Raw genomic sequence first — 13600 nt, 5'->3', positions numbered from 1 at the left:
CATGCGTCCGTTCCACTATCACGACGGCCAGCGCGACATTCAGGGAGAAGCGAACTCTCTCAAAGCCGCGGACAAGCTCTCGACCTGGGTCGGCCCCGTCGCGGACTACGCCAACGAAGCCGACCTGATCGTCCTCGCCAGCGCCGACGCCAACACGCTGCATGTCGCCGCCCTCTCAGGACCGGCGCCGCTCGCGACCGCCACGGCCGAAGACGGAGAGATCACGGTCTCCCTCCCCGGTGACCTTGCAGCCTTCCTCCCCCTCGATGGACCATGGGGCGGGATCGTGATCAATCCAGCGACGGCCCGCCGCTCGCGCGTCGCCGGTCGCCCAGCGCCTAACGGTGCTCTCGTCGACATCCCCTGCACCGTCGCCTTTACGAATTGTCGCAAGTACATGACGCCGACGGCTTCCACCGGCGCGTCACCACACGTGGGGCCGATAACACGCGAGGAGCTCGCCGTTGACCACGCGTGGGTCCTCGAGACGATCGCGCGTGGCGAAACGGCCTTCCTCTGTACCGTGACGCCCGACGGCGTGGCCGATGTATCACATCGCGGCGGGCAGCCGGGGTTCCTCCGCTACGATGCCGTCGGGCGCAGTATTGCCTGGACCGAATATCTTGGCGACGGGATGTTCGTGAGCACCGGCAACCTCCGCGAGTCGCCACGCTTTGCCCTGGTGGTCCTCGACTACGCATCCGGAGACGCGTTGCGACTCGATGGCGAAGCGCAGTACACCAATGTGCGCCGCGATCGCCATGAGCGCGTGGATGCGCTGCTGCAGGCCAACGAGCCGTTTCCGGTCCAGGGGACCATGGAAGCGAGGATCCACCAGGTCGTGCGACTTGTTCGGTTTTGTCACCCGCGGCAGCGCGTGGAGCGACGCGCGCGCATCACCTCGGCCGACACAACCGCGGTGCAGCATCCGCAGTAACCCATCGCGAGCAGCGCAGGCCGTCGCGACGCTGGCGTGAGGCTCCCACATGAACTCGGGGCCCCCCGCGCGCCCTAACGCGTGAGGGACCCCGATATCTGTCCGGTCGGCGCGGTGCGCCGGTCAGGCAGCGTTGCTGCCTTAGCGGTCTCCAGCGATCCGCGCCGTACTAGGGCCAGTAGACAATGGATCACCTCCTCGCATGCAGGGTGGACGTTGAGGGCCAGCGTGCATGAAATACTATGCGAGGACCGCGGTTCGTCCAGTCCCGCGCCGCGCGACCGATCGCCTTGTCTACTTCCGCGGCCTCGGCCACAAGGCGCTCACATCAAACACCAGTGCCTGGCTCGCCCCGGCAGGCCACCACGTCATCTCCCCGGTCTTGACCTCGGGTTCGCGATCCGCCCGATGCACCGTCACTGTTCGCGCGGCGGGATCCACCGTCCAGTACTCCGGAATCCCTGCACCGAGGTAGACGTCACGCTTCTTGGTGAGGTCCACCTTTCGGCTGCGGGGACTGTGGACCTCGACGACCAGCAGGGGCAGTGGCTGGTCTTCCCAGTCCTTGTCCTCGTCGAGCTCGGCCCGAACGTGCACATCGGGTTCGACTTCGACGCGGCGGCCGATACGGAACACGGCCTGGGGACGATAGGCGAAGCCGAGCTGTTCGTCCTGGGCGTACTTGTCGAGGAGGCGAGCCAACCGAGTCGCCGAGCCCTCGTGACGAGGCGCAGGCGCCGGGCTCACCAACAGTTCCCCGTCGATGAGTTCGTAAATGTTGCCGTCCTCGGGGAGTGCGTGCATCTCCTCGAGGGTCCAACGGCGCGGTTCGAGAACCATGTGCATGCGGGGTGACTCCTCGGCGAGGGGCAAGTGAACGCCATGCCCGAGGATCGTGGATACCCGCCGGAAGAGCTTCATCATTCCAGCGCCAACAGCAACATTCCCACGCCGAGCGTACGCTCGGCGCCACCGGACCGTCAAGGCCGGGAGGCTTGTACCGCGGCGGCCCGGAGTGCATATCGTCGTCACCATTCCTCCCCGCCCGCTCATGCGCCTGCAGCTGACGTACCTCCCCACCCTGGTCGCCTGCCTTCCCCTTGCCGTGTCCGCGCAGGGCCGGGGGTCGCGTGAGATCCCTGCCGCGATGTCGCTGATCCGCGAAGCGGACCTCAAGCGAGACCTGTATGCCATGGCCGGTCCGGCGATGCGCGGGCGCGAAGGAGGCACCCTCGACGAGATGACCGCGAGTGCCTGGGTGGCCGAGCAGTATCGCAAGATCGGGTTGGTCCCCGCGGGGGAAGGCGGGACCTGGTACCAGTGGTTCAACCTCACGCGCACGCGGGTCTCGACCGTCACCAGCAGCGTGGCGCTCAATGGGCGCGCCGTTGGACTGTTCCAGGACATCATCCCGTTAGGCACCGTGCCCGTGGAGGCCGGTGGGCCGGTGTACTGGCTCGCGGACGCCAGCGACACCACGGTGAACATCCGCGGCCGGGTGGTGGCGACGCCGGTCGTGGTGCCCGCGCCCGCGAACATCCGCTCGACGAGTTACACCTTTGCGGTGCGTTACACCGACGCAGCGCTCAACGCGACGACGAATCGACTGGCGCGGCGCGGCGCCGCGGCGATCATCATCGTGCCGGACGCACGGGTGGACAGCGCCTTCGACGCGATGGTTGCCGCACGCTCGCGTGGAGGGTACGACGTCGCCAATGCCATGCCACGGACCGGGGGACCGCCGCGTCCCATCGGCCCCGTCCCCGCGTTAGGCACGGGACAGACGCCGGCCTTCCTCGTGCGCGCGTCGATGGGCGCCATGCTCCGCGACACGCCGATGTCCACGATCAAGGTCCAGCTGGAGCGCTTCGAGACACCGAGCGTGAACGTGATCGGGATGGTGCGCGGGACAGATCCGAAGCTGCGGGATGAGTACCTGATCTACTCCTCGCACCAGGACGCCAATGGCGTGCGCGCCACGCTCGAGGGCGATTCCGTCCATGCCGGCGCCGACGACAACGGATCGGTGACCGTGGCCCACTTGGCGGCCGCGCGGGCCTTTGTGCGGCAGCCCGGCAAGCGATCGGTGTTGTTCATCAACCATGGTTCCGAGGAGCGTGGCTTGCTCGGCAGCCGCTATCACATCGCGCATCCCGTCGTGCCGGTGTCGCAGATGGTCGCCGTGCTCAACGGCGACATGATCGGGCGCAACCACCCGGACTCTGCATCAGTGCTCGGCGCGCAGCCACCCCACCGGAACTCGACCACGCTCGTGGAGATGGCCCTCCGCGCCAACGCGCTCACGGGCAAGTTCACGCTCGACTCGCTCTGGGACCGCCCGACACACCCGGAAGGCTGGTACTTCCGCAGCGACCACGTGCCGTATGCGAGAGCGAACGTGCCAGCCCTGATGTACACGACCAACCTGCACGATGACTACCACACGCCGCGTGACACCCCGGAACGGATCGACTATCCCAAGCTCACGCGCATGGCGCAGTGGATGTACCTGACCGGGTGGTTTGTGGCCAACGCGCCGCAGCGACCGGGTATCGATCCGGGGTTCAAGCTGGAGCGATAGCCGTCGGTTGGGGGCGGCGGCTGTCAGCCGCTGGACGCGACAAGACGCGGCCAGACTCGGCGGCACATCCACAACATCGCACCGGCGTCCACTCCCTCTGTGCGGCCCAGGGAGGCCTGGAGGCTCGCACCTACTGCACCTCGTTGTACGCCCGCTCGAGTGCCGCGACGTCGAGCTTCACCATGGTCAGCATGGCCGCCATCACCGCCTTCACCTTTCGGGCGTCTGTGTCACCGATCAGCTCCATGAATCGCCGCGGCACGATCTGCCAGGAGAGGCCGAACTGGTCCTTGATCCAGCCGCACGCGGTGGGTGTCGCTCCAGCCTTGACCAGTTTGTCCCAATACGCGTCGACTTCGGCCTGGTCCTGGCAGTCCACGTACAGCGAAAACCCCTCGGAGAACGTGAAGTGTGGGCCGCCATTGTAGCCCATGAAGACCTGGCCACCGACGACAAATTCGGCCGAGGTGATGGGACCGTCTGTGCCGGTGCGAGCAACGTTCCGGATTTCAGAGTCCGGGAAGGTGGCGGTATAGAACGCCATGGCCGCCTCGAGCTGGTCGTTGAACATCAGGAACGGTGTCACCTTGGTCATTGGAAGTTCTCCATGATTTGTCACTATGCGCGCCCAGCAGCATCACGTCGGCCAGTTTGCCTTGGCCATCCTATCGCCTATGCGTTCCGTGTTCCATCGACCTGGCGCCGCACCAATGCTGCGATCTCGGCTGGATGGGTGCTTGGAAGAAAGTGACTCCCGCCTTCGATCGTGACCAACTGGGCCCTGGGAATCGCATCGTGCAGGAGCTCGGCGATCCTGAGCATCGCGGGATGGCTGTCTCCCCCGCGCACCACGGTCGTGGGAACAACGATCGACTGCAACGTCGCCTTCGTTGGCTCGAACGGTGTACCCGACGACCAGTCGCGCACATTCACCGCCGTGGTGGCAACGACGTAGCTGCGCACCTTTGCCGGCATTGCATCAAACGCCCCCGCACCGCCGTAAAAGTCGATGACACGCCGGGCCGCCTCGGCATCCCCCCTGGCGACGTCAGCAAAGTACGACGCCGTCATTGCGGCGAACATTCCGTGGTGATCGAGGTCGCCTGACGATCGCAGCACACCCAGAGGATTCGCCTCCACGAGCACCAGGCTCGCGGGAGGACACCGCCCGGTCAGCGCATGCGCGAGGGCGGCCAGACCGCCATACGAGTGCCCCACGATATGCGGGGACGTCCCAATGCGGTCGATGATGCGGTCGATGAGGTCGACTTGCTGAGCCAGGGTGGCATTGCCGTCCGGCCGAATGTCGGGCGTAGCGCCATACCCAAGCAGGCTTGTCGTCACGGTGCGGAAGCCGTCGCCCAGATGAGCGATAACCGCCTTCCAGCCCGCGCCCGTGCCGAAGCTCCCCGGCAGGAAGAGGATGACGGGGCCAGAGCCGTTCTCCATGTAGTCGAACGCCACGACATTGTCAGTCACGATGCCCTCCGGGCGCGCACATGGTAGCGGGTGGAGGCGCCGTGTATGCTCGGTGCCCCGCTCGTCAATCGACTCGCCAGTCGTGGTGCGCAGACCGGTTATGGGTTGCCCGATGGCGAGCGCCACGCCGACCGCTCACTCCGTCCCACCGATGGGTCACACCTTCAGCTTCACCAGATCCACGCCGGCCTGCTTCAGCATCCCGGTCGCGGTGTCGTTCAGCGGGTACGCGTCGTTGAACACCACCCGCCGGATCCCGGCGTTGATGATCATCTTGCTGCACATCAGGCACGGCGAGTACGTCGTGTAGAGCGTCGCATCCCGGATCGCGATGCCGTGGTACGACGCCTGGACGATCGCGTTCTCCTCGGCGTGCGAACAGAGGCACTCCTCGAGGTTCTTCCCGCTCTCCCCAAACGAATTGCAGCGTGGGCAGCCACCCTCGTTGCAGTTCTTCACCCCGCGCGGGGTGCCGTTGTACCCGGTGCTGATGATCCGGCGATCGGAGACGATCACCGCGGCGACCTGGCGTTTCATGCAGTTGGAGCGCGTCGCCACGGTCCGCGCGATGTCCATGAAGTACTGGTCCCAGGACGGGCGCCTGGACGCGACTTCCAGCACCTGCAGCGTTGCGGTCAGTCGCGCGGTGAATTCATCCAGGGTGCCGTCGTTGTCGATGACGCGATCGGCCAGGCGCTCGGTCTCCAGGAGCTGCTGGGCCGCCGCGTTGCTGCTGGCGAACTCCCGCTCCTCCTGCTGGATGAACGCCTCCAGGGTCGCGCCGTCTCCTTCGCGCTGGCGCGCGAGCGAACGGGCGAACCGCGCCTCGAGCGGTGCGAAGACATGGAACAGCGAAAAGGCACCCGCGCCGGCCCGGCGCAGCGCCTCCACCTCTGCGGGGTGCCGGATGCTGTCCACCGCGTAGTTGCGGTCCGGCAGCATGCGGGCGACGGTGAGTTGTGCCAGGGCGCCCGGGCCATGGCGCTCGCGCAACTCGTTCCCCAGTGCGATGAGGTTCTCACGCACCGGGGAGAGGCCACGCTGCTTCGCCTCCTCACGGATGACGTCCGACAGGGACAGGCTGGTGAATCCACGCCGGGCGAGCAGCTCCGCCGCGGTGGTCTTGCCCGAGGCGTTCCGCCCGGTGAACCCGATGATGATCATGGAATGATGATGCGCTTGGACCGTACGGAGGGAGGCGAAAGCTGGGCGTATCGTGTGCCGCCGTCCAGTCGCGTCGCCGCTCCCGGAAGCGCGAACCGCTACGGCCGAAGCCCCACCAGCCGCTCGCTCAACTCGCGCAGTCGCGCCCGGACCGCCGCATCACTCGCCTGGGCATGCGCGCGCCCGGGATTCAGCCCGTTGAAGAACTGCCCGGTGCCGACGTCGGCGTCCTGCACCAGGTGCAGCACCGCCCGCGCGCCGTCGTCGATGGTGGATCGGGGGGTGTACCCGCCCCGCAGCACCATCCCCGTCGGCATCATCGTGGCCGGATGCAGCGCATTGACCGTCACTCCCTTCCCCTCCAGCTCCGCGGCGAGGTCGATCGTGAACATCACCTGGGCCAGCTTGCTCTGCCCGTACGCCCGTCCCCCGCTGAAGCGGTTCGCGATCATCACGTCATCAAAGTCAATCGGCGACGCTGACAACGAGGAGACGTTGACGATGCGGGCCGGCGCGCTCGCCAGCAACCGCGGGAGGAGGAGCCGGGTGAGCAGCACATTGCTCAGGTAGTTCACCTGCATCCGCATCTCCACCCCGTCAGCGGTCACGCTCCGCTCGTTTGGTGTGGAGCCGATGCCGGCGTTGTTGATGAGGACGTCGAGCCGTGAGTAGTCGCGGAGGATCTCCCCGGCAAAGCGGCGAATGTCCGCGTTGCTCGCCAGGTCGGCCGCGTAGAACCGGGCGCTCCCCTTCCCCCCTTGGGCGATCGCATCGAGCACCTCGCGGGCGCGGGCGGAGTCGCGACCATGCACAATGACGTGGGCGCCGGCAGCCGCCAGTCGCTGGGCCACCTCGCGGCCGAGTCCGCTCGTGGCGCCCGTGATGAGGACCACAGATTGACCCGGCGCCGGGCGGGGTTGCGCCCCGAGGTCAGCGAGGGCGGCGACGAGGGCGATCAGGACAGGCGCGGTGCGCATTTTGCACCTCCGGGGAGCGGGTCAGCGGAACCTACTCCCCGGCCCAGGATCGGGCGATCCGTCCCGCCGTGTCCGATGACGGGCCGGGTCGAATCACCCATTGAGTGCGGGCCCCGGACCGCACATTCTGTCCCCGGGTAGCACCAGGACCTCAAGACTCGACGCACATGCGAACCACCGTCTTCGCCCTCCTTCTCACTCCATCCCTCCTCGCGGCCCAGAACGAAGCAGCACTCCGCCAGGCCTTCGAGGGCAAGCTAGTGTCAGTCAAGATGGCCATGCCCGGCACGAGCCGCGGCGTCGAGGTGAATCCGCAGCAGCAGGCCGCGGTGAACTTCCGCCAGGTGGCCGACCGCATCAAGGACTTTGGCACGGCCCTCAAGATCGGCGACCAGGTGATGGTGACCAAGGTCGTGGTCAAGAAGGACTCGCACATCGAGTTCCAACTCGGCGGCGGCGGCTTCGGCACCTTCGGTGATGACGCGGGATCGTCGTTCATCTCGGCTGACACCGAAAGCGAGTCGACGCGCGAGAAGGCGCTCAAGGACTCGATCAAGACGGCGCCTGGCCCTACTCGCCGAAAGCAGCTGGAGAAGGAACTGGCCAATGCCCGCACCGCGCGTGAGCGCGAGAACGACAAGGCGCGCGCCGAGGCGGCACAGGCCAATGCGGCGCGCGAGGCCAACTTGCGCGTCAAGCGCGAACAGGGCGGCAGTCGGTTCAACATTCGGTACAAGGACGGCATCCCGCCCGAAGCCCTGACGCCCGAGGGGGTCATGGCCGCGCTGGCAAACTACGTGGACTTTGCCGCGACGGGTGCCAAGGCGGCGGCGGCGGTGGTCGCGCCATCCACGGCTCCCACCGGTACTGGCGGCCTCTCACAGCTCAAGAAGGGGCTCACCATCCGCGAGGTCGAGACCCTGCTCGGCCCCGCCGACACCGCCGGCGAGGAACAACAGGGATCGATGACCGTCATGAAGCGCAGCTACACGATGGACGGCATGAAGGTCACCGCCAGCTTCGTGAGCGGCGTCCTGATCGACTTCGCCATTACCCCCAAGTGATGACGGCGCGCCGCGCGCGTCAGGCCGCCGGCGCCCCCGTCACCCACGCCACGACATCGGCCGCGGTGTAGCGCGACCGCCCGCCGAGCATCGTGCGCAACGCCTCGAGGTCGCTCCCCGAGGTGATGAACGGCGGCTCCACCCGGTCGTGCTCGCGGCGCTGCCCATACCCGATCGTCGCCAGCAGGCCGTTGCAGAGGCAGTGGCGCCCCTCGGTGTCGGCCAGCGTGCCACCTTTCGCGATGTAGTCATCCACCGGCTCTGCCGGGCATCGATAGCCGAGCCGCCCATCCGCCTGCGCGTACGCGGTGCGGAGGTAGCCGAGGTCGCACTCGCGGGGACGCGTCGCCAGTGCGGCCTCCGATCCATCCCCGTCCACGCGGACCACCTTGAAGGGGTAGCCGGTCGGCGAGGCGCGGGGGTCCGTCGCGACCCGCACGTCATCCTGCAATAGCGCCGTCAGCACCTGCGACTTGAGACCGGGATCGATCCCCGATTCGTCGCAGAAGGCGAACAGCGTCCCCACCTGGACACCGCGCGCCCCGGCGGCTTGCGCGTCGGCGAGGGCACCGGGTGTCCCTGCGCCTCCCGCGACCCAGAAGGGCAGCCCCAGTTCGGCGAGCTTCGCGAGGTCCACGACATCACGCTCTCCATAGATGGGCTCCCCTCGCTCATCCAGGGTGAGGGTGCCGCGCGGCGGGGCGTTGTGGCCACCCGCGGTTGGCCCTTCGACGACGAAACCATCTACCCGTCCATTCGACTTGCGGGCGAGCGTCGTCGCCAGCGAGTTCGCCGAGATGATGGGCAGGAAGATCGGCCGCGGCAGCTCCGCGTGGTCCACGGTGTGCTCGGACGGGTCGAGCGCGAACGTCTCGGTCGACCCCGCCGGAAGTCCGTCAACGTCCAGCCGCAGCTCAACGCGTTCATGCCGGGCCAACTGGTCGAGGACCCCGGGGATCTCGCGGGGAATGCCCTGCACCCATGAGCACCACGTCGACCCGAGCGAGCATGGCGCCGTACAGGGTGGCGAGGTTCGGCAGTTGCACCTTGGTCAGGAGGTTGAGCCCGATCGGCCGGTCGTGGCCTTCCTTCGCGAGGGTGACCTCGACGAACGCGGCGAGCATTGCCACCTGTTGGCGAAAGCGACTCACCGTCTGGCGCCACATCGGGAGGAGCGGGTACGGCTCTTCGGGCGAGTCCCTCGGGCCGGAAGTAGCGTCGCAGGACCTCCTCGGCGACCCCCGCCACCGGAAAGCGGGCCATGGCGCGCCGCATCGCGCCGCACGGGTCACCCGCGGCCAGCCGGCGGACCAGCAAGGTGTCCAGCACCGTGCCCGAGACAACACCTAGTTGTCCGCAGCGCGCCACCGCGTTGGCGAGGGTCCAGTTGGAGACTCCGACACCCATGCCTCCCTGGATGAGGGGAGGCAGGGAGAGGGCCAGCGACATGAGCGCTCCATGGGAAGGATCCATGGAAAGTGTCGCGCGAGCGCGAGTGCGGCGATCCGGCGTCCCCCGAGGTCGATCGCGGACAATCCCTGCTTGACAGAAAAGGGGTCAGCGATCCCGGGTAGCAGGTGGTCGTCGCCACGCTGGCGGTCGAAGACGATAGGCCACGGCCTCGACCTGTTGCATGATCCGGATGGAAAGCGGAAAACTCGCCGGGGACGGATTGGCGATCTTGATGCTGCGGATCCCTGCGAGGTTCGCGCCCGCGATGTCGGTGAAGTGTTGGTCGCCCACCATCACGGCACCGGCCGCGTCCACACCGAGCTCCGCGACGGTGAGGTGCACCAGGTCGGCGCTCGGCTTTCGGAGGGGAACCGCACCCGCGGCGAGGCGCGATGCCAGGTCCTCCGCGGTCCACGAATCGTCGCTCCCCAACAGTCGACGACTGAGGATGGCCCCGTCCTGGGCGTAGCCGCGCATGACCGGGAGATCCGGGAAGATCCCGGCGAGTTCGCGAACCCGCCATTCCGGGGCGTTCGAGAGGATGGCGTGCCGGACCTCAGGGATCGCCCGAAGCGCCGCGAACGGCGCCGCGGCAATCGGGAGCAGCTCCCTGGCATGATATGCGGTGAGCGTGCCGTCGATGTCCCAGATGAACGCCGTGATGCGGTGCCGCGCGACGAAGGCGGGGTCGATGTCGGCGACCGATCGGAGGGTCCAGGTGGGGTCCATGCTCCGCAGCAACGTTGGGAGCCGACTCAAAGACTGGGTGAAGGTGCCGAGCGGGGATTCGCGCGCCGCGAGCCGGCTCATGTGATCGAGCCGGGTCGGGGACCATCGATCACGCGGGCGCCGTCCGACGAGTGCGGGACGACGCCTGCGACGTGCAGGTGAGCGAGTGGGGGACTGGCGAACGACATGCGCAACACCGTGCGTGCGAAGGACGAGCACAAGGTGTCGCCCTGCTCGACGTTCTGCGAGCCCACCCGTGACAACGCGGGCGACGTGCCGCACTCGCGTGGCGGTCCGGTGCCATCCCGACGAGGGAGATGGCACCCATCAAGTGGCCGGCCTCAGGTACAGCCGGTGCCCCACCCCGCGCGTCCGCGCAGCTGCCCGGACGCGTTGAGCACCTCGACGCATTCGTGGAGGTTGTTGTAGGCCGGGGTGGTCCGCCCGAGGTAGATCGTGGAGGCCGTGCTGGTCCCTGCTCCACTGTAGACGCGGATCGTTGCGTCAGCGGCCGTGAGCGTCGCGGTAGCCGGGAAGGTGAAGACGGTACCCGCCTTGGTCCGGATCGTTGCGCCGGCCAGCGCGACACTGGCCGGTGCAAACCGGGGGTCGCGCGAGACCTCGATGTACTCGTTGTTCGGGTTCTGGTCATCCTTCACCCCCATGGCCTGCACCAGGCTCAGGCCAAAGAAGGTCGTCCCTCCACCTGCGTTGAAGTCGACCGCCGTCCGGGTAAACAATGCGGGCGCCTCACCTGCTTTCCAGAGGTAGATGCTCGTGGCCCCATCCGCCTCGTTGAGCCAGGGATCGGTGCCCGGGCCTTCCCAGCCGTAGGGGTCGATGATCGACGCCTGGCCGTTCTTCGTCTGGGTCATGCGGAAGATGCCAAGATGCAAATGCGGATTGAGGGAGCAGCCGACGCCGCCAGAGAGTCCGATCTGCTGCCCGGCGGTCACCCGCGCCCCGACCTGGACGTCCTTGCGACTGAGGTGGGCGTAGTACGAACGCACCCGCACGCCTCCGGGGAGGAGGTGTTCGAGGATCACCAGCCCGTTGCCATCGGCGGGAATCGTGGCGTTAAGGAGCGGGCAGAAGAAGGACGGGCTTGACAGTGAGATCACAGTGCCATCAGCGATGGCCAACAGTGGCGTGCCGGTGTCCATCCGCCAATCGTACCCTTCGTGTCCTTCATAGCCGGTCGCGTTGATCTGCTCTCCCCAGAAGGTGACCTTGCGCCCGTTGTCCTGGAACGACCGCGGCACGTCGTGGTCATGGAAGTTGGTCGTGTAGTAGTCGACATTGGCGGCGAACGGCCGGACGAACGTCGGGATCCGCAGGGGGTCGACGGCAGTGAGGGTGGCCGTTGCGGAGCGGTTGTCGCTCGTGGCCGTGATCGTGGCGGTGCCCGGAGCCAGGGTGGTCACCAGCCCGGCGGCGTTGACAGTAGCCACCGCCGTTGCAGAGGAAGACCAAGTGATGGTACGACCGGTCAGCGCGGCGCCGGCGGCGTCGCGCGCGGTCGCCGTAAGCTGCACGGTCCCACCTGCGAGCACACTTGCCGTATCGCGATCGAGCACGACCGAGGCCACCGGAGGCGGCGTCACCGTAATGGTCGATTGCCCAGTGCGTCCGTCAGCGGTCGCCGTGACCGTCGTGGATCCGGCGGCCACAGCGGTTACGAGTCCCGTGGTGTTGACCGTGGCAATCGAGGTGTTGCTGCTGGCCCAGGCGATGGTGCGACCTGAGAGGGCATTCCCCGCGGCGTCCCGCGGTGTGGCAGCGAGTTGTGCCGTGGCGCCGATCGTGAGCAAAGTCGTGGCCGGCGCGACATCGACGGTCGCAACGACTGCGGGGGCTGGCGGAGGGGGCGTCGTCCCACCTCCGTCACTGCCGCCCCCGCACCCGGTCAACCATGCTAAAAGAAGGAGCCAGCTTCTGGAGTGGTGCCTGGACATGACTGTGGAGAGCATGACAGTTCCCGCGGGCGTCAGGGGCTGCACGTGGAGGCTGGGGCCCCCAGCCTGATCACGTACTGCAGCGGTGGGTTGGTATTGGTGTTCACTCGCCGCGCACAATCGTCAAAGGCATTGCTCCACATCGGCGTGGTGCGCCCCATGAAGATCTGCGTGGCCGTGTTGACCCCGACACCGCTGTGGATCCGTAGGGTGGGGCTCGCCGTGGTCAGCGTGATGCCCGGCGGGACGTTGTACGTGAAGCCGGACTTGTCGCCACGAATCTGGAACCCGTTCAGCGAGGCGGTCGATGCGACGTTGGGGTCGAGCGTGAGCTCGATGTACTCGTTGTTCGGGTTGTGCCGGTCATCCACCCCCATCCACTGCACAGCCGTTATGGGTACCACTGCCGAGAAGCCACCCGCGTTCGGCGCGAAGCGCTCCTCCCGAAAGCGCGCTGGCGCCACGCCAGCGGCCCAGAGGTTGATACTCGCCGTGCCACTGGAGTGGATTGACCAGGGATCCGTGGTGGTCGCCAACGTCCAGCCATAGGGATCGATCGCAATCGTGCCATTTTGCACGACCTTGCGTACCTCAAAATGGAGATGCGGACCGAGTGCGCAGCCCGTGCTTCCCGACTCACCGATTCGCATACCCGCGGTCACCTGCTGACCCACCGTGACGTGCATGTTGTCGAGGTGTACGTAGTGGCTCTCGATCGCTGGCTGAAACAGCCCGGGTGCGTGCCGGAGGATCACGCGGCGCTGGTCGCTCACAACTCGCCCCAAGCCAGAGCAAAGGAACGGCGGGTCCGTCCCGACGAACGTGACCGTCCCGGCCGCCACCGCCCGGATCGGCGTGCCTGTAGGCAGCGACCAATCGTACCCGGAGTGCCCGTCGACCCCGATGTTCGCGGTCGATACGCGCTCACCCCACGTCGTCGTGACGAAGCCGTTGGTGTTGCTCCCCTCCTGCGGAGTGTTGTGATCGAACCAGTTGCGCAGCGGAGCGTTTCCAGCGAACGGGGGTGACGTGAAACGGGGCTGGGACGGAGCCACGGCGGCATGGGCGGTCAACTCGGGCGTAAACGGTCGCACGAGGTCCGCCGCACCGTTGCAGCCGGTCAGGGCACCAAGGAAAGCGACACCGGCAGGGACCAGGATCTTCATGGGAGCCTCACAAGAGGGGGAGCGTCTCGGAACCGGCGTCCGTGCCAGGCTCCGTCGCCGGGGCCCCCGCTGATCGCTCGGTCTCAGTGAGAGACG

The 13600-nt window shown here is 67.2% G+C and carries 11 protein-coding genes and 1 pseudogene; 3 read left to right on the top strand and 9 right to left on the bottom strand.

Annotated features, from left to right (window positions below; translation table 11 throughout):
- Window position 1: 1 nt before the first annotated feature.
- A complete protein-coding gene (locus IPK85_22175) occupies window positions 2–937 on the top strand; it encodes a pyridoxamine 5'-phosphate oxidase family protein (GenBank protein ID MBK8250073.1) in 936 nt (311 codons plus the stop codon).
- A gap of 294 nt (window positions 938–1231) precedes the next feature.
- On the opposite strand, the gene IPK85_22170 is transcribed toward IPK85_22175, so the two are convergent.
- Window positions 1232–1861 (bottom strand): Uma2 family endonuclease, encoded by a 630-nt coding sequence (locus tag IPK85_22170; protein MBK8250072.1) that lies wholly within the window; start codon window positions 1859–1861, stop codon window positions 1232–1234.
- Between the two features lie 127 nt (window positions 1862–1988).
- Between IPK85_22170 and IPK85_22165 the strand changes: the two genes are divergently transcribed.
- Window positions 1989–3518, top strand: a complete 1530-nt coding sequence (locus IPK85_22165; GenBank protein ID MBK8250071.1) for a M28 family peptidase — start codon at window positions 1989–1991, stop codon at window positions 3516–3518.
- A 130-nt stretch (window positions 3519–3648) separates the two neighbouring features.
- On the opposite strand, the gene IPK85_22160 is transcribed toward IPK85_22165, so the two are convergent.
- The 4 genes from IPK85_22160 to IPK85_22145 all read right to left on the bottom strand — a co-directional run bounded on the left by IPK85_22160 (window position 3649) and on the right by IPK85_22145 (window position 7138).
- Window positions 3649–4113, bottom strand: coding sequence for a VOC family protein (locus tag IPK85_22160; GenBank protein ID MBK8250070.1), 465 nt, complete (start codon window positions 4111–4113; stop codon window positions 3649–3651).
- Between the two features lie 77 nt (window positions 4114–4190).
- The gene (locus IPK85_22155; GenBank protein MBK8250069.1) at window positions 4191–4997 is read right to left on the bottom strand and encodes an alpha/beta hydrolase; all 807 of its coding nucleotides are present in this window, start codon (window positions 4995–4997) and stop codon (window positions 4191–4193) included.
- Between the two features lie 156 nt (window positions 4998–5153).
- Window positions 5154–6161, bottom strand: coding sequence for an AAA family ATPase (locus IPK85_22150; GenBank protein ID MBK8250068.1), 1008 nt, complete (start codon window positions 6159–6161; stop codon window positions 5154–5156).
- Window positions 6162–6259: 98 nt separating this feature from the next.
- Window positions 6260–7138 (bottom strand): SDR family NAD(P)-dependent oxidoreductase, encoded by an 879-nt coding sequence (locus IPK85_22145; protein ID MBK8250067.1) that lies wholly within the window; start codon window positions 7136–7138, stop codon window positions 6260–6262.
- A gap of 167 nt (window positions 7139–7305) precedes the next feature.
- On the opposite strand from IPK85_22145, the gene IPK85_22140 reads away from it, so the two are divergent.
- Window positions 7306–8202, top strand: coding sequence for a hypothetical protein (locus tag IPK85_22140; protein ID MBK8250066.1), 897 nt, complete (start codon window positions 7306–7308; stop codon window positions 8200–8202).
- A gap of 19 nt (window positions 8203–8221) precedes the next feature.
- On the opposite strand, the pseudogene IPK85_22135 reads toward IPK85_22140, so the two are convergent.
- The 4 genes and pseudogenes from IPK85_22135 to IPK85_22120 form a co-directional block, all read right to left on the bottom strand.
- Window positions 8222–9609: pseudogene (locus IPK85_22135) on the bottom strand (nitronate monooxygenase).
- Between the two features lie 150 nt (window positions 9610–9759).
- A complete protein-coding gene (locus tag IPK85_22130) occupies window positions 9760–10131 on the bottom strand; it encodes an HAD hydrolase-like protein (protein ID MBK8250065.1) in 372 nt (123 codons plus the stop codon).
- 593 nt (window positions 10132–10724) lie between these two features.
- The gene (locus IPK85_22125; GenBank protein ID MBK8250064.1) at window positions 10725–12194 is read right to left on the bottom strand and encodes an Ig-like domain-containing protein; all 1470 of its coding nucleotides are present in this window, start codon (window positions 12192–12194) and stop codon (window positions 10725–10727) included.
- Window positions 12195–12370: 176 nt separating this feature from the next.
- Complete coding sequence (locus IPK85_22120) at window positions 12371–13504, bottom strand: peptidoglycan DD-metalloendopeptidase family protein (GenBank protein ID MBK8250063.1); 1134 nt, start codon at window positions 13502–13504, stop codon at window positions 12371–12373.
- Between the last annotated feature and the right edge of the window lie 96 nt (window positions 13505–13600).

Source organism: Gemmatimonadota bacterium (assembly GCA_016712265.1).
In the GTDB taxonomy this organism is placed as follows: Bacteria; Gemmatimonadota; Gemmatimonadetes; order Gemmatimonadales; family Gemmatimonadaceae; genus RBC101.
The sequence above is the reverse complement of the archived record's forward strand: the minus strand, read 5'-3'. Positions and strand labels throughout refer to the sequence as shown.

Coding starts and splice junctions, on each gene's coding strand:
- IPK85_22175 (MBK8250073.1), top strand. CDS start 2: ATGCGTCCGTTCCACTATCACGACGGCCAGCGCGACATTCAGGGAGAA.
- IPK85_22170 (MBK8250072.1), bottom strand. CDS start 1,861: ATGATGAAGCTCTTCCGGCGGGTATCCACGATCCTCGGGCATGGCGTT.
- IPK85_22165 (MBK8250071.1), top strand. CDS start 1,989: ATGCGCCTGCAGCTGACGTACCTCCCCACCCTGGTCGCCTGCCTTCCC.
- IPK85_22160 (MBK8250070.1), bottom strand. CDS start 4,113: ATGACCAAGGTGACACCGTTCCTGATGTTCAACGACCAGCTCGAGGCG.
- IPK85_22150 (MBK8250068.1), bottom strand. CDS start 6,161: ATGATCATCATCGGGTTCACCGGGCGGAACGCCTCGGGCAAGACCACC.
- IPK85_22145 (MBK8250067.1), bottom strand. CDS start 7,138: ATGCGCACCGCGCCTGTCCTGATCGCCCTCGTCGCCGCCCTCGCTGAC.
- IPK85_22140 (MBK8250066.1), top strand. CDS start 7,306: ATGCGAACCACCGTCTTCGCCCTCCTTCTCACTCCATCCCTCCTCGCG.
- IPK85_22130 (MBK8250065.1), bottom strand. CDS start 10,131: ATGCGCGGCTACGCCCAGGACGGGGCCATCCTCAGTCGTCGACTGTTG.
- IPK85_22120 (MBK8250063.1), bottom strand. CDS start 13,504: ATGAAGATCCTGGTCCCTGCCGGTGTCGCTTTCCTTGGTGCCCTGACC.